Here is a 22,275-nt window from a genome sequence, read left to right as displayed (position 1 = left end):
AATTATGTATAGCGTAAAACTGATGAAACCGCTTTTGAATGTCAAAGAGGAAATAATTAGCTTAAAGAATTCCGAAACTACCAAAAAACTATTATTAAAAGTATTGTTGCTCTCCCTAATAGGTGCAATACTAACCGCCTTAACTGTTTATTTTTCTTCGGATCTGGAAATGCAAATCCGGAAAACAGGTGAAACAGACATTGAAAAGTATAAGTTGATTACTTCAGCAGTTACTGGTATATTAGGTTTGTTTATACCAATTGTAACTATCACTTTGTTTACAATCTTCAGTTGGATCTTTTTTCAAGAACTATCATTTAAAAAACTGTTTATTGTACAAACTTATTCATATGTTATAGGAGTAGTAGGACAACTAGGTCAGGTGTTAATCATGTTTTCGTTGGGTGTAGATTCTCTATATTCACCATTCGGACTGGCTTCCTTAAGCCAAAGTTTATTTGACAGTAAATATATTAACTCGCTTATGAATTGTTTTACTATATTCAGTGTTTGGTCTGTTGTGTTTCAAATTATTTCTTTAAAATATCTTTCAACCCGTTCAAAAAAAAATATCATTACTGTCGTTATTCTGCTAAATGCAGTATCTTGGATTTTACTAGCGGCATGGAGCTAATATTAATTGTAACCTTTTTTATGTGATTTATGGTATAATTTACCTCGATAAATGATAGGAGGAATTTAATGATGGATAATCTACAAAAGAAAATTTTCCCTTTTATTCCAATCGGTACTTCCTTAATTGCTTTCAGCCATTTAGTTAGTGCACCTTCAGGTGTAGAATGGATCACTACTATTACCGGAGTAGGAATTAATATTGTTGCCTTCGTTCTTCTTCTTAACAATCATAAGAAAAATAGTGTGCCAAGAACCATCCAGTAAAATAGAAAAGTGTATCTGAATTCTTTTTCTATCGAGGGGCTCCATGGAGAAATCTCTGAGGGGCTATTTTTTTTGCATTTTCATAAACACTATCATTTTGATTATTTTGAATTACAGTTAGAATCACTAGAAAACCTATGGATTTAAAGGCATTCTAGGAATAGATTTTATGATTGAGTCCAGTTCGATAATAGATTTTAAGAAAATGAAGTTAAGTGAAAATTAATTAATTTAAAATGAAAACCTCATTTAGATACACCGTGGTGAATCATATCATAAGTAATTGAGGTTTTTTAAATATATTAAATTCCCTTGAAATAAGGGATTTTTTAATTTATTGGCTAAAAATTTTCTTCAAAGTAAAGTAAAGTAAGGTCATAAATCTATTTTTTTGAAAATTAGATTGATTACTCATCAAATAATCTCTTATTTTAATAAAAGGATATTTACAAAAAAGATATCAAAGTAAGTTATATAAAAAACATGTGGATGGACACAAATGTTGAATTGGGAGAAACTATTATGTCTATGTAGACAGAGAGAAACAACAACGGAAAATTTACCACATAGAAATAAATTTGATAAGGATTACGAACGTATTATATATTCATCATCCTTGAGAAAGCTTCAAGATAAAGCTCAAGTATTTCCTTTACAAAGAAATGATTTTACAAGAACGAGATTGACATATTCATTAGAAGCTGCCTCTTTAGGAAGATCATTGGCATGAAGTATAGGAGAATGGTTACATACTGAAAAGAAAATATTTAAGGATTTTAAGGAAGTTAAGCAGTTAGCATCTTTAGTTGAAGTTTCTTGTCTAGTTCATGATTTAGGAAATCCGCTATTTGGGTATTATGGCGAGGATATTATAAGAAACTGGTTTAGTAAATGGTTTAGTACACCTGGATATAGAACAGCAGAAAATCCATATGGTAAGTTAACAGAACAACAAGAACGTGATTTTTTATTATTTGAAGGAAATGCTCAAGCTATTAGAATATTATCAAGGTTACAATTTCTGAACGATCAGTATGGTGCTAATTTTACCTATGCTACATTAGCTACGCTAATGAAATATCCTTGGGCTTCCAATAATTCCAAAGCAAAAGAGAAGGAAAAGTTCGGCTATTTTCAAGCAGAAGAAGAATTAATTAAAAAAATTAAAGAAAATGTTGGTATCAATGGATGTAGACATCCCGCTACCTTCCTAGTAGAAGCCGCAGATGACATAGCATATTTAACTGCAGATATTGAAGATGCAGTTAAGAAAGGTGTATTTGATTGGGAAACAGAATACCAAAAAATGAAAACAGAATTTGAGAAAAAGTATCCTAATTTATTTGAAAAGCTCGAAACTTATAGAAAAGAAGCATTAAATAATCAAGATACTGATAAGAATTTGATTGATGTGCAAAATTTCAAAGTTAGAGTTCAGGGGATAGTATTTGGGGAAGTAGTAGGGGCTTTCAACTAGTTTATGGAATGTGTAACTATATTATAGAAGAAACTAGTTTCTTAATTGAAACCAAATTAGTAAGTGCGATTAACGCTAAACAATTACAAATTACATTCAACAAAGCTGTTGATGCATCAACTGTAGTTGAATCTGCAGATAGCACTTTAAAAGATGGAGTATTCTCTATTACTGCAGCTGATTCAATTGCGAACGTAGTAGGTAATGCTAATAGTTTTAAAGCTTCATTAAGTGCAGATGGCAAAACTTTAACAGTAAATGCTGACACTTATTTCTCTGGTAACTATGCTGTTACTGTAAATAAAGATTTGATTTACATTGCTGATGGAACAAAAACAGTTGGAGCATTCTCTGCTTTTGTAAAAGCTTCTGATACTACTCGTCCAGCAATCACGAGTGTAAGTTATAATGATATTGCGCATGCTGTTATTCATTTCTCTGAGCCAGTTCAGGATGTAGCTGGTGCAAATGTTCTTGTAAATATCGCTCGTGCGGATGGAGTTGCATTAACTACTGCTTTGACAAAGGCTAATGTAACACAGGGCACTGACAAATCTACTTACATCGTAGATTTATCTGGTCTAAATGCTGCAGATAGAAATCAAAACTTAACTGTTACTCTAACAGGTGTTCAAGATGCTGTAGGCAACTTATTAACTCCAAATCCAGCAGTAGCAACAGTGAAATATGACATTTCCAACACTGCAAAACCAGCAGTTAGCAGCGTTAAAGTAACTGGAAACACATCTTTCGATGTTAAGTTTTCTAGTGCATTATCAGCTACTCCTACAGTAACTGTAGGTGTAAGTAGTGCAACTGCAACTGTAGATGCTAAGGATAGTACTTTATATCATTTTACACTTGGTGCAGGAGTAACTGATTTACAAACAGTTTCAATTACTGGAATTGTTGGATTAAATTTTGTTTCTGGAGATAACTTCTCTCAACTAGTTAACTTTAATGCATCTGCAGCTCCTACAATTACTTCAACAGCTGTTCAAAAAATTAATGGCGTTGAGTATTTAGTAGTAACATATAATAAAAATGTTACAGCTGGAGCGGTAGCAACTGCAACAGGAACATATTTCAATCCAACAACATCTATTACAAATCCAAGTTATTCGTTTGCATTAACTGGAAATGTATCAAATCTTTTAGCTTATGGTGCAACAGCGTCTAACCAATTAAAATATGATTTATCTGGTTTAGCAGCTGGTAATTATACAGCTACTTTACCTGCAGGCTTTGCAACTGATTCATATGGAGTATCTAGTTTAGCTTCATCTACAATTTCATTTACACGTACAAGTAACACATCTTCAACAGCACCAACTGCAACAGTAAGTAAAGTAGTTGGAAACAATAATAAAGTAAACGTTCACTTTGATAAGAACGTGGATGCTGCTTCAGCTCTTAATATTACAAACTATACAATTGAAGGTGCTACTGTAACAGGTGCTGTCTTAACTACAAATGGTAGTGGTTCTGCTGACGTTCAATTAACTGTAACTAACAATACTTACTCTGGTTATCACCAAGTAAACATTAGTGGTGTAAAATCTGCTGATGGAGTATTAATGAATGTTTTCTCTGCTCCAGTTACATTAACAGAAGACATTGCTCCAACAGTTACAAAAGCACAAATTACTGATACAACACACATTACATTAACATTCAGTAAGGCAGTAGTTAATGCTGCTGGAGCTACAGATACCACAATTCGAATCAACTGGACACCGATCAAAAACGCACAATATTTGAAGTGACCCCCTTAAGTTGGACTAAACATCCATCTTAGGGGGTTTTTAATTTGGTCAAATTTTCAAGTGAATATAGAGAAAAGGTTGTTCTAGAGTATCTGAATGGAGGGGGAGGATCAAATGAATTGGCAAAGAAATATGGAATTGGGAGTCATCAAACTATACTTGATTGGGTGAATCGATACGAAAAATATGGGAATAAAGCGAATGAGGTCCGTAGTCCTAAAAGTGTGTATGATGGTAACTTTAAGATGGAAGTATTAAAATGGATGTGGAGTAACAGAGCATCATTACGCGAAACTTCCCTTCATTTTGATATATCAACACCAAGTACAATCCTGTCGTGGGAGAGGAAGTACAGAGAGAAAGGCGTCGAAGCTCTGTTTAAACGGAGAGGAAGACCAAAACAAATGCCAGCCAACCATCATGATCACCAACAGGGAAAAAGAGGAATCCTCCGAACTCGAAAAATTACAACGTGAAAATCGTATGTTAAGGATTGAAAATGAATACCTAAAAAAGCTAAGAGCCTTAGTTCAGGAACCCGTGGGTACAGACAAAAGCAAGTGAAAGTTGTCACTGAATTAAGGGGAAAATATCGTTTGTCTGCGATTTTGAAGGTCGTGGACCTTCCGAAAAGTGTGTATTTCTACTATCAAAATCATGAAGAAAACAAACATAGTGATCAAGAATTAATAATGGAAATCAAAGCAATCAAAAAGGATAATCCAGCTTATGGATATAGACGCGTTCAACTTGAATTAAAAAATCGTGGATTGGAAGTTAATCATAAAAAAGTTCAACGCATTATGCAGGATCAGCATTTACAGTCACAAGCATATACGAAAAAAAGTCGGAAATACAACTCATATAAAGGGACGATTGGTAAAATTGCCCCTAATCGGCTAAATCGTCGGTTTAAAACAGATCGACCTTATCAAAAGCTTACAGTAGATGTCACAGAGTTACGCTGGGGAGATAAATCCACAGCACATCGCTGTTATCTTGAACCTGTAATGGACCTCTACTCTGGCGAAATTCTGGCTTTTAACATTGGCCTTCATCCTACTGTAAGTTTTGCTTTAAAACCGTTGCATGAAGCCCTGGACTCACTACCTAAACTTCCATATCGTACAACTGTTCATTCGGATCAAGGGTTCCAATATCAACATCATAGCTGGGTAAAAGAGCTTAAGGGGCATAATGTATTTCAGAGTATGTCACGAAAAGCAACATGTCTTGATAATGCGGCAATGGAAAGCTTCTTCCACCTATTAAAATGTGAAACAGTTCATCAATACGACTACCAATCTTTTGAGGAAGTCGCTCAGGCAGCGGTTGATTGGATTAGCTACTACAATAACGATCGAATTAAAGAAAAACTCGGTGGTAAGAGTCCTATAAAATACAGGCTCCTTACCACCGAGAAAGCGTCATAATATTTTTGTCCAACTTTATGGGGTCAGATCAATTATTATGCGTATTATAAAGTTGGCAGCGACACCAAATATCATTCATTTGTTGATAGTAAAAATATAAAGATGAAGCTAAAGCATGCTTTTGATTATAGCGTGGAGCTTGGTTCGATCCCTCAAAATACGATTGTTTCCTTCAAAGTTTCAGCCGTTATCAATAATAAAGAAGTGCCAATGAAATATGTTTTAACGGCAACAACATTGAAATTCTCCATTAAAGCCGTGACGATGACCGACTCTTTGATTCGAATTAATTGGACGAATCTCAAAAATGCTCAATACTACTATTTGTACTATAAATCTGGCAATTCGAGCACATACTATTCCTTCGTTGATTCTGCCAATACGAAAATGAAATTAAAATGGTATTCCGACTTTAGTTCGGAATTGAATCATATTCCAGCTAATACGAATGTATCGTTTAAAGTGTCCGCCATTATCAACGGGAAAGAAGTACCCATGAGTTACACGTTGAACACAAAAACGAAACCTGTCACTAACCCAACTCCTCTGCCTGCCACTGGAAATTTTATGAGTTATTTGTCTTATAAAAGCTCTGGGTTATACTTGTATTCAAATGATGGGCAAAATAAATATTTAGGTCAATTAACATCTAACCAATATGATACGGATGGTATTTTTAATCAATTTGGAACCTATGGCAGTAAATATGGAACGGATAGTATCTGGAATCAATATGGCACTTATGGTAGTCAATATTCCTCCTATAGTGTGATGAATCCATATACCTCTTTTCCTCCGAAAATTCTAGACGGAGCTGGCAATTTTATTGGGTATCTAACATCTAATGATTTTAAATATCCTGCCTATAATCCAGTTACAATTCTCCTTCTCTTAAAGAATGCTGGTTATTAAAAATTTCTTTAATTAAGTTTGTTAAGAAGTGTACTTAAACTGATGGGTGCATTACTTCGAGAAGGAGTAATGCTCTTTTTGTTGGTTTTTATTTAAGAAAAGTGGCAGGTTAGTGGAATATGGAATCCTTTTTTATATCTCCTAAGATATCCAAAATTTTCAGCTCTTCCTTCAAGTAATACAGTATTATGTAATAAAATGGAATTAAGAGTTCGTCAGTGCAAATAGAGTAACAATGGGGGATGGATATGTTTTTCTTTAATAAAGAAGAAATTCACATTGGTTATTCAATGGAAGAATTATCAAGGGTGAGAGGAATTTTAGAAAGTAAGGGCATTAAATATATCTACAAAGTTATTAACCGTTCAAGTCAATGGTTGGGACAGGGGACAACAAGAGGAAACTTTGGAAGTACTGGAATGAACAGTAATTACGAAACACAATATGTCGTTTCTGTTAAGAAAAAAGACTCAGAGAACGCAAAATATTGGGTTAATACTGTTTTACACCCATAGAAGAATGTATCTTGTTAAACCAAAGGTCAGTTTATTTTAAAATACCTAATGGAAAAATTTGAAAAATATTTATAATTATACTTATGATGTATTTTGGGAGGGTGGCATTTTGGTTAAGTTATTTAGAAGAAAAAAAGAATTTTATATTAGTGATTTAATTAGTTTTAGTATCTGTTTTTTTATAATACAACTTTATAATCTACACTATTACGAAGGGGATTTAATTGAACTTGTTATATTTTTATTATCCATATTGATATTGTTATTTCTTTTAGAGAAATTATCTCTAAAATTATTAGGAGAAAAAAATAAGATAATAAATAAAAAATATTTTTTATATTCAATTGTGTTCATATCATTTATTACAGTTGGAATAGTAATTTTATTCCTTAACTGACCGGGTGCTTGTGCGGCCGAGCCTAGGTCGTATCATATAGCGGGTGGGATTCCCGTCGAGTAAGAACTAGCCATTCGCTCGTAGCGAGTCTTGGAGGACTAAAGGTAACTTTAGTCTTTAAGCGTAGATAGTTAGGTAGTGGGCCGAAAGCCAAATGGTTGAAGGGATTGAGCTCCATAAAGTTAGTAAATCGAGAGGGCTGATGCCTTAAGCACAGCAGAAGCTACATTTTATCGTTCGTTAAAGGCAAGAAGGATAAAACCTCTCTGGAGTCAGTGACCTTGGCACGTTATACATTGATATGATACGGCAACTCGGGAGACCCTATCGGTCTTTTCTTGTTAGAAGAGTATATTGTATAAGCGATAAAAAGTAAGGAAACCAAATGCCAGTGTAGGGAGTTGGATAGCAGCGTAGTACCAATGAAGTTGGGTAATGCCGATGGAGGAAAGGCTAGCTACCAGTTATCACCCTTGCTAGGGACACATTTACTACACACAGAGGTAGGAATAATAAATGGAGACAAATCTAGTAAGGATAGCAGAATTAGCAAAATCTGATCCTAAGAGATTAGCAAGGTTTTGTGAATGGTAACTAGGAGGAGCCGTGTGCGTTAATAGCGCAAGCACGGTTCTGTGAGGGGGAGGAACACAATCTACCGTAAGGTAGAGAGGTTCCTTTCTACTCGACTAGCACAAGAAGGATTATTAATTCGTGTTGCCGAATTTATAACTAGTTAAAAGGGAGAATATTAGGTTAAGAGAAAGGTAAGATAATGCTGCAACGGATTAGAGCAAGAAATTGGTTATTGGAAGCAGATATTGATAGGACCCGAGAATTTTGCAACAAAGATATATAGTAAAAACACCAATGATTACTGGAGAATTTAAGGAATCCTCATTAGATTCATTTGTATTTGGAATGGAGGGTCTTGATGGACAAAAAAACAGATCGTGGTTTTTTGGAAATTCAAAATGATAACATAGATCCCAATATTTCTGGGTTTCATTGGCGTAGTCATGGTCGAGGTGCTAACATCTACTTCGTAGAAGGCCACTCTGTCGTAATTATTTACGCTGAAATGTCAGCAGTAAAGGAATATGATGCTCTTGTTTTTGGGGAGACAGAACACATCAACAATCGATACTTTCTAAGTGATCATACGATTGAAAACATTCATTTAGATGAACGATTAAGGATTCAGAAGTTATTAGTTGAATGGTTGGCGAGTAAAAGGATGCGTCATGACATTAGCGTAGGTAAGTAATTAGGTGGGAAACGCTAACGGAATAAACCACCTTCCTGAGAAGTGGTTTATCTTCTAACCAAAATCAACATCTACGATTAAAGAGATTTTTTTAAAAAGGCTCTGTCGCGCTGTAGTGTTGATATTTTGCCATTTTAATTATAAAGAGGTTTGGTATGGACATAAACAATTTATTTTCAGCAGTACAAATGATTGGTAGTATTGTGATTCCAATAACCATGTTTTTGGTGTTCATTATTTGGGTTTGTAAAGGATTTAAAAAAAACGTTGACAGTCAAGAAGAGAAAATGGCAACCTACGCACAATTGGCAATTTCAATTGTTTTTGTTATCATACTTTTTCCTATTGCTCTTTTTATAGGTGGAATGGCAACTGATAACGATCCGACGACAATAGCTTTTTTGTCTGGTTTCTGTTTCATAGAAGGATTACCACTTTTAGCCCTACTATTGACGTTGATTAAATTAACCATAAGAATCATGTTAAGGAAAAACAACACTAAAACTTGACAGATCCTTTTTAAAAAATATATCTAAGACAATTTTTTTAAAAAAGCATGATTGTTTCATAGGTGAATGACCATGTTTTTCTTGTATTAATTGCTATGCTTTTTTTGCATTTTGTCTACTTGTTAGAGGTGTTTTTGTGAAAATACATTTATTAGGCGAGGAAACAATAATTGAGATAGAAGTAATTGGTAGAAGTCATCCTAAATGTACAGATTATTGGGATGGTAATTGGATTATTTCGAATATACGGATAGAAGTACCTGGTTATAGAGCACAGTTCAAGGCAGATTTACGAACAGATGAATTAAGGAATTTTGGCAATGAGTTAAAACTAATGGATAAAAAGTTAAAAGGTAAGGCGAGCCTTATCAATTTAGATGGTTACCTGGAAATCGAGTGTGAAATAAACAAACAAGGTACAATACATTGGACTTCTGAAACTTGCTATCCAGCTGGAATAGGAGCAGTTCTAAAATTTGATTTTAGTTCGGACCAATCATATTTAAAAGGGATAGTACAAGAAATAGAATCAATTTTATCTATTTTTCCTGTATTTGGAAAACCGTAATTTTTATAAAGACGTAATACATCTACATATAACGTGAGAAAGGTCTTTGAAATGAAACAATTTGATACGGTTAAAATCACAATGGATAACCATAATGAAGGAGTCACTAAGGGGCAAATTGGGACAATTTTAGAAGTTTACGATGATAATTATTTCGAAATAGAGATATGTGATAGTAATGGAATAACGTTATTTTTAGGTGCATTATCACGAGATTTTCTTGAGGCTGTTTTTTAATTAACGGGGGCTATAGTTGTATAAAAATCAATTAAGTCAGCAGGTGTCTGTGGGCTTTTTTATATCGTATTCGGACAATTATGTGTAATTAATAAATTATAAACCCTTGTTCAACAATCAGGCGCAATTCTGCAGCAAGAATTGTGCTTTTTCTTTATGTTTAAGGCAAGATTGCTTAAAGAAAAACAATATAAGGAAAATTTTATGATACCGTTATGTAGATTAATTATTAAAAAAGGTAAGAGAAAATTATGGAAAATACAGCATTAATAATTATTGACCTGCAAATTGGTGTTCAACCTGAAAATGTTCCACTTTATAACTTAGCGAATGTAATAAATGGAGTTAATCAAAGAATTCGTTTATTTAGAGAAAAAAACAATCCTATAATTTTTGGCCAACATAATGATAGTGATCTGGTTCTTAATATTTATTGGATTCTTCAATCTATCAAATTCCCTAAAAGTATTGCGAATTTCATAGCTGTGATAATTATTTTCTTTGTTTTTTATAAAATAATACCACTAGTATTTGGGTAACAGGCATCCTTTCGGGGGTGCTTTTTTTAATTTTGTACGGTGTTAGGAATCATAAAAAAATTTGCAGTAATATTAAGTGAACCAAACGACGCCTAACCTTGTTTGTTCAACAAATTTTGACAATGTTTACCGAATGAGTATAAACATGGTAAAATAATAGGGAAATAGAGAGGGGGAAAAAACATGAAAAAAAATTCACTCATCAAAGGAACTGTATTGCTAGGCTTGATAGTCAGTTTGGTGCTAACTATGATGCTTCCAACTACTTCATATGCAGCTAGTAGTTCATATCCTGCGGTAACTACAAGTAAAGTGACTGTTAGAGCAACAGCAAGTTCTAAAGGGAAAATCCTAGGATATATTGCTATAGGCAAACAGATAACGGTTACGACTTACAACAAATCATGGGTAAAACTGACCTTTAATAAGAAAACTGGGTATATTGCTTCTGTATATACAAAGAAAGTTTCTACCAAACCTGCGACTAACTTGACTGTACAACAGCAGCAACGTCTATTGGCTTTTGGAGCTATTTATCCCGTGTATAATGGGGATAATCCATCTGTTATCAGGTATGCGGGTGATGACGTTGCAAGTATGAAGCAGGGTCTAAGTGATTACTGGGGTGTAACAAATTATGCTTCTGCAAATCAAATAATTACTTGGTTGATCAATACTGGACACAGAACTCCATACGATAGTATCTATTTGAAAATAAAAAATAATCAGTTAACAGGTGATGAACAGGAAGATTACAGTTCTTCTATTGATGCATATAATCAAGCTGTTCAATACATAGGGGATGATACAATTGCGGGCATTACACAGGATGATCTTAGTCAAGTAAATACGATGGCGGCTTGGGATTACTCTCGAGCAGTTCATGTTATTCGAATGAGTTTAACATGTGGTTATATTACAGAATCACAAGCTTGGAATTATTTGCAAAAAAATGCCAACTCAGCATCAAAGACTTTTAGTTCATGGAAAAGTTATTACATCTCATTCATTTTGGGAAGAGCGGTTGCGTATGAAGATTTTGATATGTCCTACGCATTAGCAGGAGACGAATTGTTATCAGATAGTCATAGCATGTGGAAAATATGCAAAATTTCACAATAGAACTTCAAATAGCTTCAAACTCTTCATATAGATGAAGAGTTGTTGCAACCAGGTGGTTCTAAATTATCAACGTTTCAAAGACTCTCAACTTATGTGGTTGGGGGTCTTTTTTATTGAACTAAAGTCTCAGTTGAAGAAGGGATATTTAGATTATTTGGAGAATCTCCTATTTTAGATAATTATGAAGGGGTGTAGGTGGATGCAAAGTGTTATTAATGGAATAAACCATTGGATACAAACATTACCAAACGAATATATCTCAATGTCAGAAATAGAATATCTAATCAAGCATCACCGAATAAATGGTCTAAAAAAGAGATATTAGGGAAGCTGCTTTTCTGCATTATGGCCTTTAATGCCGGTTGCAACGGTTTCAGCTCCGATTTCTTTACCCGTCTCAGCATTCTTTCATTTTCCATCTACCGCATCTAAATATTTCGAAACCTCAAAATCATTTCTTTTTCCATATACAAGAATGGTCTCTTTTCCGCGTTGATCCTCATTCGGTACAAGATAATGGTAGAAAGCCGTAGGGGTTCCTTTTAAATAAAGCTCTTTTGCCTTAACAGCAGAAATGACTTTATCTTTGCCTGGGAATATGAGGTTATTCCAGTCTAAATTATAGGAAGTAATCGCACCTGTTTTGGCCGAAATGTTCACACTTGCCCCTTGACCCAGAACCGTTAACCCATTTTCTTTTCTTCAATATATAACCCACTCCCTAATAGATTTTCATATTGCTAGCTTTCCTATAATTATATTATTTGATATTTTTACAAATTATTCCTAAAAAAGGGACGGTGGGAAGGATTTGTGGACAAGAGGTGGACAAGGGGACAGGTACCTCGTCCCTGCCCTTGATTTTAATAAAGGAAAGTCCTATGGAGAGGGAGACCTGGTGGAGCAGGATTCTTGTCCCATCCGAAGACCCTGAAAAGAGGGGGAAATGAATAGAGAATCCTATAGAGTGTAATGCCCTTTCAGGAATTCTCTTTTAATTGAAGACCATAGAATGCTCGGAATAAAGCAAAAGAAAAATTCTTATCGGCATATTTAAGGACAAGGAACCTGTCCCTCCGTCCTTCTAGGTGATTTGTACTATATTAATATTGTAAAAATAGTAATATATATCTGTTTTTGCAAAATATACTATTTTTTGTCACAAAATGTTATATAGTAATAAAGTAATACTACTAATATACCATTTCCGTATAAAGGCAAACTTGCTGAAAAGCAAGGACGCAAAACCTCGGATCTAAGTCAGAACAATCTGATAAGATGGCTGGGTTACCGTAGAACTATTACTTCAAGATGAACTCCTTTTCGTACTGTTCTATTTTTCCTAGCTTTGCTATGGACTTTATTACGGTTTGAAAGGAGTTTTTTTGTGAAGAAAACCTATGAATATATTAAAAAACGAAGGAAGCAGCTGTTAGCGATCCTATTTTCGACTTTTCTTATCGCACAACCAATACTTCCCGGCATTCAGTCGGCCTATGCAGCGGCGAAACAAGATAGTCCTAGAAATGTAGATTTTTCAAGACCAAACAAAGTTACAAAAGCTTTCGCAGAAAAATCGAAGAAACAAAAGCCTATGAAAGGTCCTAAAATTGAAAAAGAAAAAAATATCCCTAATGGAAAATTAATTAAAGTCAACAAGTATAGTAAAACGTATCAAGTAAATGCAAACCACTTCGTTACACAATACGGAACTGTACCAAATACATACAAGGATACGAAAGGGAAAGAAAGCGTCATCGACAACACGCTTCAGAAAGTAGACCCTTTATTCGGCGCGCCTTACTATAAAAACACGGCCAATAATTTTGAAGTGAAGCTGCCTCAGAAAATGGACAAAGGAACCGGTTTGTCGCTAACGCAAAATGGTGACACCTTACAGTTAATCCCTCAAGATGGGGATTTCAGTCGTACTGTTACAAAAGAGAATGCGATTCTCTATAACGACGTTTATCCAGATGTTGACTTCCAATACACCGTCCATAACACAGGTGTAAAAGAGGATATTATCCTCAATAAATTTATCGATCAAAGTAAATTTAGCTATGAACTTATCGCGAATGGCTATAAAGTAGCGGAAAACGAAGGACAAGTCTTCCTTACAAAAAAAGGTGAAAAAGAACCAAGTTTCGTCCTTTCCGCACCCATTATGACCGACGCAGTGGGTGAAGCTAGCACCGGGGTTCGTCTAAAATTAACCAAAGAAAACGGTAAACAAATAGTCACCGTTGTATGTGACGAAAAATGGCTGGCTGCCACAGATCGATCTTATCCAGTCACGATCGACCCAAGCGTAGTAATCCCTCAATCAGATATCGGTTTATACGGAACAGAACAAGGTAGTCCAGATACAACAATTGGTGATAACAATTATCCATATGCAGGGTATGATGATGGAATTGTTTCTGGAAACCAAGCGGCATTTGGTACTGCTCATCGGCTGTGTCGTACATATGTTGATGTGAACTATGATTTTTCTAACATACCAAAAACTTCTACGATTAATAACGCAACATTCAGTTTAAGCAATAATACACCATGGAGTAATGGGAGAACGAATTTCGGTCTTTTTTCAGTTGACGATCAGTGGAATCACTCGATCAGTTGGAATTCACAGACAAGTATTTCAGATACGTTTGTAGATTCGGCACAGGTTAGTGCCCAAATCGATCAATACATGAATTTTGACGTGAAAAAAGTCGTCAACGATTGGGTTCAAGGGATCAAACCTAATCACGGCTTTGTTGTGAAATCACTACCAGAGACAAACGCTACACAAGCAGAAGTATTCAATAACAATCAATCAACCTACGGACCAAAGCTTACCATTGAATGGTCATTACCATATCCAGTAGACCCGGACTATGACTTAAATGCTTTAACCGTTGATTTACACCCCATTACTGAACATGGTGCTAATTTCAAACAACAATTAGATGGTATTTTCTTTAGTGGAAAAGCAACGCCAAAGGCGACTATTGATTATAGTGTAACTAATTCTAGCTTTACAGGTTCAACAAATGCAGGCCCAAGTTATGTTTATCCAGATAGTACAATATGGGCTTCGCAGTTTCCTAACGGGACTGTTTATAAACAACATGACGATAACTGGCAAAGCAAGGATGTATTCAAAAATTTAAAACCTGATACGCTTTACCAGGTCGTCGCCACGGCTACAACGAAAGAAGGAGACACGGCGACAAAAAAGAGTGATAAGTTTTTGCTATATAAAGTGTCAAAGAAGGACACTTTACCTTCGATCGCTAAGTATTACGGTGTTCCGATCAAGACCTTAATGAAGGACAATAGTATTGATAGTCAAATGGTCATCAAGGACGATACCTTGTTTATCCGAAATCCAAAAACGACGAAAAGGTATACAACAGGAAAGTACACAGACGACCAAAAAAGGATGATCGATGGTGCCTTAATGGGGCATGGACTCCATTGTGAATTTGGATTCGAACCAATCGATCTCAATACAGGTAATTTTTTCGTTGAACAGACGGATGTGAAAATTCCCGATTTAGATGGAGATTTTGCGATTACACGCACGTACAACTCAAAAGGTGATTCCAACTCTTTATTTGGACGAAACTGGTCATTCGAATATGAGCAAACCATTTCTCCAAACGCAGATGGATCCATGAATTACTCTCGTGGCGATGGCAGCTTCCTTATTTTTCAAAAGGATGGTGACCACTATAAAGCACCAGATGGCTATACGTACACCCTTGAACAAGTAAAAGATTCAAAAAGTAAAATCGCATGGAAAATCATAGACAACCAACAAACGATATATGCGTTTGACCAATACGGCATGCTTATTACCGTTATGGACAAGCATGGCTATGAAACGAAAATCAACTACGACGAGAACTACAAGGTCAAAGACATCGTATCCCCAAGTGGAAATATGTACACGTTCCAAACAGATGATCAAGGAAGAGTCTCGCAAATCACGCAACCGAACGGTGCTGTTCTTCACTATAGCTATGATGAAGATGGCAATTTAACGTCCCTTACCGATGCGTTAGGGAAAACGGTTCGCTATGTGTACGATTCAAATGATTTCATGACAGCGTGGTACGATCAAGACAATCATAAAGTAGTCGAGAATACGTATGACACAGACGGTCGTGTCACACAACAAATCGATGCGAATGGGCATATTGTCAAGCTTGCGTATTCACCGAACCAAACCGCCACAACGGATGCGGAAGGGAACGTCACGACTTATCATTATGATGATAACTATCGAACAACAACAATCGAACAACCAGATGGTCAAGTTATTGAAAAAGGCTATGACGATACGAATCAAGAAACGGTTTCCGTCGATGATAATGGGAACCCTATCCACTACACGTACGATGCAAACGGGAATGTGTTAACTGAAACACGAGCCGATGGAAAAGTACGTTCTAACACATACAATAATCAAAATCTCGTTACGCAAGTTATCGACTTCGATCGCAGTATAACGAGCTATGCATATAACGAAGTCGGCGATTTAGTGAAAGCAACTCATCCAGATGGCACAGAAGAAACGAGCCAATACGATGATATGCATCGATTAATTGCCCAAGTGGATGCCAATGGCAGCAAGACGAAATATGGGTATGATGGTGCAAACATCACTTCTGTTACAGATGCGAACAGTCATACAACACACTATGCCTACAACAACATGAGCCAGCTCGTTTCCATCACCAATGCAAGCGGAGAAATCACGCGGTACATGTATGATATCAAAGGTGAGAAAATTGGGGAGCAGGCACCAGATGGAGGCTATATCCAATATCTTTTTGATGATGCAGGAAACAACACCGCCATCATTGATGCGAATAATAATGTCGTTAGCTTTCAATACGATCAACAAGGAAACATTATTAAAGCAATAGATCCAGAAGGGAACGTAACGACCTATACGTACGATAGCAACAATCATCAAACGAGTCAGACGGATGCAACTGGTCGAATGTGGCAATTTCAATACGATGACCGTGGTCGGAAATCTGCCGAAATCAATCCAGATGGTGGGAAAACAGAATTTAACTACGACTTAAATGGACAATTGATTGAAACCATTGATCCGAATGGAAATAGTAAAAAAATCGTATACGACAATGCCCTTGGCTTACCGATTGAAGAGGTAGATGCCTTGGGTGGAAAGACGACGTACCGTTATGATACAGTAGGGCGTCTACTCGAAAAAACAAATCCAGATGGCACGAAATCGACGTATGAGTATGATGTGAATGGGCGCATTATCCAATTCATAGATGAGAATGGCGTAACAACGACATTAGAGTACGACAAGATGCAAAACATTACTCAATCGGTTGATTCAATGGGACGGACATTCAAGTACAAGTACGATCCTGCGAATAACGTTATTGAAACAACAGATCCACTTGGTGGTGTAGCGACATATCAATATAATGCAATGAATCAGCAAATTCATGCGACAAATGAAGCCGGTCAAATCAGCACATCGACGTATGACGTGCTGGGTCGTTTACAAACAGTGAAAAATGCAATTGGGCTTGAAACGAAGACAAGCTACGACCAAAGTGGAAATGTTATCAGTGAAATCGATCCAAAAGGGAACAAAACCACGAATGTGTACGATTCACTGAACCGTGTTATTAACACAACGGACGCGAAAGGAAACATTACACAATACCAGTACAATAATAGTGAAGATTTAACCGCAACCATCGATGCTCTAGGCGGCAAAACAAGCTACGTCTATAACGGACGTAAACTACCGACCAAAGTAATGGATGCAAATGGTCATAGTTATGAATTGGAATATGATGCGGCGGGGAATAACACCGCAATTATAGATGCCGCAGGCAACAAAACGATCATGCATCACGATGCAAACGGCAATCTCATTGAAAAAACGGACGCCGCGGGCTTAGACACAGTTTACACGTATGATTCAATGGGACGAGTATTGACGGAGAAAGACAATGCAGGCAACAGCCAAATAAATACGTATGATTCATTCGGTCGACTCATCAAGACAACGGATGCGACGGGTGGTGTGACAGCCAACGAGTACGACCAAGCAGGCCGATTGATTGCGACGACAAGCCCAGATGGCAATCGAACAACATTCGAATACGATGCGTTAGATCGTCTGATCGCGACTACTGATGCAGAAAACAAAACAACTAAATTTAGCTACGATGCACTCGGGAATGTCATCACGAAAACAGAAGCAGATGGGGCGACGTACAAATATGCGTACGACCAAATCAACCGATTAGTTAAAGAAACGAATCCGCTTCAAGCAGTGAAGACATATGCATACGACGATGACGGTAATTTAACGACCGTTATCGATGAAAATGGTGTTCAAAATGCATACGCATATGACGCTAGCAATAACGTAACTGCTCAAATTGATGGGAATGGACATCAAACCACGTACGCATATGATGAGCTCAATCGTCTGATTGCGCTTACGAAAAAAGAAGGCGGCAAAGAGGAATATCGCTATGACGCGGTATCAAATGTTACGAAAGAGAAAGACCCTGTCGGTAACATTACAGAATATCAATACGATTCGGTCGACAACTTAGTTAAGTCGATCTCTCCAAGAGGCGGTATCACGACGTATAGCTACAACAAGCATAACAATTTGCTTGCCCAAACTGACGCTCTTGGTAACAAAACGCAATATGCATATGATTTAAATCAGCAGGTCACGAAGCAAACGCAAGCGAATGGCGGTGAATACAACTACACGTATGACGCACTTCACCGCGTGACATCCGTGGAATCTCCTTTGAGTTATGTACAAAATTTTTCATACAACAGCAAAGGGGATTTAGTGAAAGAAGCCGATAACATGAACCGTGTCACAACCTACAGTTATGACACGATGCATCGCATGATGGAATCAACGAATCCACTTGGGAAAAAGACGTCGTATACGTACGACGAACGTGGAAACTTAGCAAGTGTGGTTAACCCGCTTGGCTATAAATCGAGCTATGGATATGATCAATTGGATCGATTGACAAGCGAAACGGATCCAGAAGGAAAAGTGACAAAAACGCAATACGATTTAGTCGGGAATGTAGAAAAAGTCATGAAACCAGGGAACCGAACAACGTCGTATCAATATGACAAAAATTACAACGTTACAAAAGTAATCGACCCGATGGGCTATGTTAGCACAACGGAGTATGACAAAGATAACCGTGTCTTTGCGGAAACAAATGCCTTAGGTGAAACAAAACGTACACAGTACGATTTAAAGGGGCGTGTGACGGAAGAAATCGACCCACGTCACCAAACGAAAAAGTACGAATACGACCCAGCTGACAACATCGTAAAATCAACAGACCAAAATGGCCTAACGACGAGCTACAGCCATGATTTGTTGAATCGTTTAACCTCGGTTACTGACCCCGTTGGTCGCTATACAAACTACGGCTATGATTCGATGGGCAATTTAACGGATGTAACGGATGCAGATGGAAAAGGGACACATTACACATACAACTTAATGGGAGAGATGACCTCTGCTTCAAGTCCTGTTGGCCGTGGCGAGCAATATAGCTATGACCTCCTCGGAAATTTGAAGCAAATCACGCAGCCGAACGGAAATGTCATCAAGTATGACTATGACAAGCTAAACCAATTAGTAGAGAAAAGCTATCAAAGCCAGAAGGCCGAGGCCCCTGTTCAATACGCCTATGACGAAGCAGGCGAACGGGTTTCGATGACGGATACAACCGGTAAATCAAGTTACAAGTACAATAAACTCGGTCAAGTAACGGAAGTCATTCAAGGAGATGGACGAAAAGTACAGTATACGTACGATGACGCCAATCGTCTCAGCCAAATCACTTACGCCGATGGCAAAACGGTGAGCTACTCGTATGACTTAGACGACCGCTTAACAGAAGTAACGGGACGAGATGGGGAAACAACAAACTATACGTATGATGCCCTTGGTCGTCCAATCCTAACAAAACGAACAAATGGATCAGAGACGAGCTATGAATATGACGAGCAAGGAAACGTCACCAAACTGGTTAACAAAGACGTCGAGGGAGAAGTGTTATCGAGCTTCGCCTATACGTATGATTCGAGTGGTCGCATTATCACAGAAGATGAGACACAAGGAGATCATGTTTTCCATCGTTCATTTAGCTACAATTTGTCGGGTGAACTCGAGAAATTCACCGAAGTAATGGATGATGAAACGACAACGTACACGTACAGCTACGACCAATCAAGTAACCGTACGAAATTGGTCGAACACCGCGAATCAGCCGATGGCGATACCCCGCCAGACAAAGTGACGACGTACAGTTATAACAACGCGAACCAACTGATCGCTGAAGACAGCAAAGCAAAAGGAAAAATCACGTATTCATATGATGCGAACGGCAACCTGATCAAGAAATCAGGCAAAAAGCTAGCACAAACATATGAGTACACAGTCGAGAACCGTTTAAAAGCCGTGAAAAATGAAGGAATATTGTTGTTAGCTGTTACCTATGACGGAGATGGCAACCGCATATTCCAAATTAGCCTGAAAAATTCAAATGCCCCAGTCGATGTGGGGAAATGTGGAGATGAAAACGGCAAAGGAAACAATGGGAAGCATAATGGCGCCGACAATGGAAATGGAAACAAGAACCAAGGCGATAACGGAAACCATTATGGAAACAACAAGGGCTGTGGCCAAGGCAACGGAAATAACGGCAATCACAACGGCAACAACGGAAATCATAACGGGAATGACAAAGGGAACAATGGCAATCACAACGGAAGTGACAATGGAAATAGTGGAAATTCAAATGGAGGCGGTAACGGAAATAATGACAATGCTGGTATAGGAAACGGAAACGGGAACCCATCTGGCGGTAGCAATGGAAATGGTGGCGGAAAAGATAAACTTAGCCTAGCAAGCACCCAAAGCAAAGCTATGTCCTCTTCGAATAAACAAGAAAAGGGTAACGATAACCAGTCAACAAGCAGCCAACCAGGCGATCCATCAAGCAGCGCACCGTCGGATGACCCATCAATGGTCTTCCCAGACAACGATACAAGTAATATCGATAAAAACTATTACGATATCACCTACTATGTCAACGATGTGAACCGTCAATACACGCAACAGCTCATGACATACGATGACGAAGGAAACTTGAAGGATGCCTATGTCTATGGAAACAATGACGAACGACTAACAAGAGATCATATCCAAAATGATAATCCAACGGAATCAGGCCATCGAGCCCTCGACACGTATTTATACGATGGCAGAGGTAGCGTTTCACAAGTGACCAACGAACAAAGCAACATCGTCAGCAATCAGCAGTATCGATACGACCCGTTCGGAAACATGATTCAAAACAAGCCTGACAACGAAATCATGTTTGGGTACAATGGAGAAGAATACAACCCGATCACCGATACGCAGTACTTGAGAGCGCGTTATTATGATGTGGGGATGTCTAGATTTATCAGCAAAGACACGGATCTTGGAGACACGCAAAATCCATCGACACGGAACTTGTATGCTTACACAAAGAACGACCCTGTGAACCATATTGATCCGAGTGGGAATATACCAATAGATGCGGATGGACATACAGTCATTGAGTATGGATACGCATATAATCCAAACGCTACTACATCAAGTGGAAAAACACAGTCATTATCTGACGTACAACGAAAGTTAAACCAATTAGGTTACGTAGGTTCGAATGGGAAACCGTTGGTGGTAGATGGAAAGAATGGACCGAACACACAATTTGCGGTGAAAGCTTTCCAAAATAAAGCGGGTTTATCGGCAGACGGCATAGCAGGAACGAAAACAAAACAGGTGTTGTTTGGTGCCTTAACTCCAAGAAATGTAACGATGGCTCCAAAACCAGATACAACGAATAAAACTACGTCAATGAAGACGAATCAAATTTCCCATCCAAGTAATAGTTATATATCATCTAAAACACAACAGGCTTCAGCACAACAAGCGGTGGCGAGATGTGGGGTAAGTAAAGACCAAATTTATGCCAATATGGGTTGGAAAAGGGTAAGTTCGGGAATACACTCAGTATTAGACATTGTGGGACTTATTCCAGGGGTCGGAGAGATTCCTGATGGGATAAATGGTGCGTTTTACCTATTAGAAGGGGATAAGCGAAATGCTGTCTTATCAGCTGCAGCAATGGTTCCATTTGCTGGTTGGGCAGCCACAGGTGAAAAATACATTCTTAAATATGGCGATGAAGTCATTGAAGTTGATAAGAGTCTTCTGAGTAAATCAGCTAAGGGTACAGGAAACCTTACAGATTTAATGAAGAAAAAATCCTTAGGCAGAGGTTCTACAGGAAGGAAAACACCAAATAACCTTGATGAACAATTAGCCATGAAAGAAGTGCTATCCAATCCATTAGATGGGGCTACGGCAGTTCCTACAAAGAATATGAATGACCCAAGATGGCTTGGTTCAGAAGGTTGGGTGAAAATGCAAAAGTTTATTAAGACTTCTAATGGAAAAATCAATATCCATTTTAACTACAATACTAAAACAGGGAAGTTTGATGATTTTAAATTTAAGTAATATTTAGGAAGT

Annotated in this window: 14 protein-coding genes, 1 pseudogene and 1 riboswitch; of the genes and pseudogenes, 14 read left to right on the top strand and 1 reads right to left on the bottom strand. The window is 37.4% G+C overall.

Going from position 1 to position 22,275, the window contains the following annotated elements:
- Positions 1–4: 4 nt before the first annotated feature.
- The 13 genes and pseudogenes from RCG20_RS09765 (at position 5) to RCG20_RS09705 (ending at position 11,642) form a co-directional block, all read left to right on the top strand.
- Positions 5–634: a hypothetical protein gene (locus RCG20_RS09765; RefSeq protein ID WP_308184043.1), complete on the top strand. Its 630-nt coding sequence runs from the start codon at positions 5–7 to the stop codon at positions 632–634.
- Between the two features lie 68 nt (positions 635–702).
- On the top strand, positions 703–900 hold the full coding sequence (locus RCG20_RS09760; RefSeq protein ID WP_308184042.1) for a hypothetical protein: 198 nt from the start codon (positions 703–705) through the stop codon (positions 898–900).
- Between the two features lie 1,072 nt (positions 901–1,972).
- On the top strand, positions 1,973–2,377 hold the full coding sequence (locus RCG20_RS09755; protein ID WP_308184041.1) for a deoxyguanosinetriphosphate triphosphohydrolase family protein: 405 nt from the start codon (positions 1,973–1,975) through the stop codon (positions 2,375–2,377).
- 8 nt (positions 2,378–2,385) lie between these two features.
- Entirely contained in the window at positions 2,386–4,143 is a 1,758-nt protein-coding gene (locus RCG20_RS09750; protein ID WP_308184040.1) for a hypothetical protein, read from the top strand.
- A gap of 44 nt (positions 4,144–4,187) precedes the next feature.
- Positions 4,188–5,576, top strand: a pseudogene (locus tag RCG20_RS09745) (IS3 family transposase).
- 102 nt (positions 5,577–5,678) lie between these two features.
- A complete protein-coding gene (locus RCG20_RS09740) occupies positions 5,679–6,488 on the top strand; it encodes a hypothetical protein (RefSeq protein WP_308184039.1) in 810 nt (269 codons plus the stop codon).
- Between the two features lie 248 nt (positions 6,489–6,736).
- The gene (locus RCG20_RS09735; RefSeq protein ID WP_308184038.1) at positions 6,737–7,003 is read left to right on the top strand and encodes a hypothetical protein; all 267 of its coding nucleotides are present in this window, start codon (positions 6,737–6,739) and stop codon (positions 7,001–7,003) included.
- 1,331 nt (positions 7,004–8,334) lie between these two features.
- Positions 8,335–8,667, top strand: a complete 333-nt coding sequence (locus tag RCG20_RS09730) for a hypothetical protein (RefSeq protein WP_308184037.1) — start codon at positions 8,335–8,337, stop codon at positions 8,665–8,667.
- A 155-nt stretch (positions 8,668–8,822) separates the two neighbouring features.
- Complete coding sequence (locus RCG20_RS09725; RefSeq protein ID WP_308184036.1) at positions 8,823–9,176, top strand: hypothetical protein; 354 nt, start codon at positions 8,823–8,825, stop codon at positions 9,174–9,176.
- 136 nt (positions 9,177–9,312) lie between these two features.
- Positions 9,313–9,744, top strand: coding sequence for a WapI family immunity protein (locus RCG20_RS09720; protein ID WP_308184035.1), 432 nt, complete (start codon positions 9,313–9,315; stop codon positions 9,742–9,744).
- A gap of 51 nt (positions 9,745–9,795) precedes the next feature.
- Positions 9,796–9,981, top strand: coding sequence for a DUF4926 domain-containing protein (locus RCG20_RS09715; protein ID WP_308184034.1), 186 nt, complete (start codon positions 9,796–9,798; stop codon positions 9,979–9,981).
- Between the two features lie 251 nt (positions 9,982–10,232).
- Positions 10,233–10,520: a cysteine hydrolase family protein gene (locus tag RCG20_RS09710; RefSeq protein WP_308184033.1), complete on the top strand. Its 288-nt coding sequence runs from the start codon at positions 10,233–10,235 to the stop codon at positions 10,518–10,520.
- A 183-nt stretch (positions 10,521–10,703) separates the two neighbouring features.
- Complete coding sequence (locus tag RCG20_RS09705) at positions 10,704–11,642, top strand: DUF1266 domain-containing protein (protein ID WP_308184032.1); 939 nt, start codon at positions 10,704–10,706, stop codon at positions 11,640–11,642.
- 408 nt (positions 11,643–12,050) lie between these two features.
- Here RCG20_RS09705 and RCG20_RS09700 read toward each other — a convergent pair whose 3' ends face one another.
- Positions 12,051–12,302, bottom strand: a complete 252-nt coding sequence (locus tag RCG20_RS09700) for a hypothetical protein (protein ID WP_308184031.1) — start codon at positions 12,300–12,302, stop codon at positions 12,051–12,053.
- A 546-nt stretch (positions 12,303–12,848) separates the two neighbouring features.
- A riboswitch (cyclic di-GMP riboswitch) is annotated at positions 12,849–12,937 on the top strand.
- Positions 12,938–13,029: 92 nt separating this feature from the next.
- Between RCG20_RS09700 and RCG20_RS09695 the strand changes: the two genes are divergently transcribed.
- Complete coding sequence (locus RCG20_RS09695; protein WP_308184030.1) at positions 13,030–22,263, top strand: DNRLRE domain-containing protein; 9,234 nt, start codon at positions 13,030–13,032, stop codon at positions 22,261–22,263.
- Positions 22,264–22,275: the final 12 nt, after the last annotated feature.

This window comes from Neobacillus sp. PS3-40, assembly GCF_030915485.1.
Classification (GTDB): Bacteria; Bacillota; Bacilli; order Bacillales; family Cytobacillaceae; genus JAUZPL01.
The sequence above is the reverse complement of the archived record's forward strand: the minus strand, read 5'-3'. Positions and strand labels throughout refer to the sequence as shown.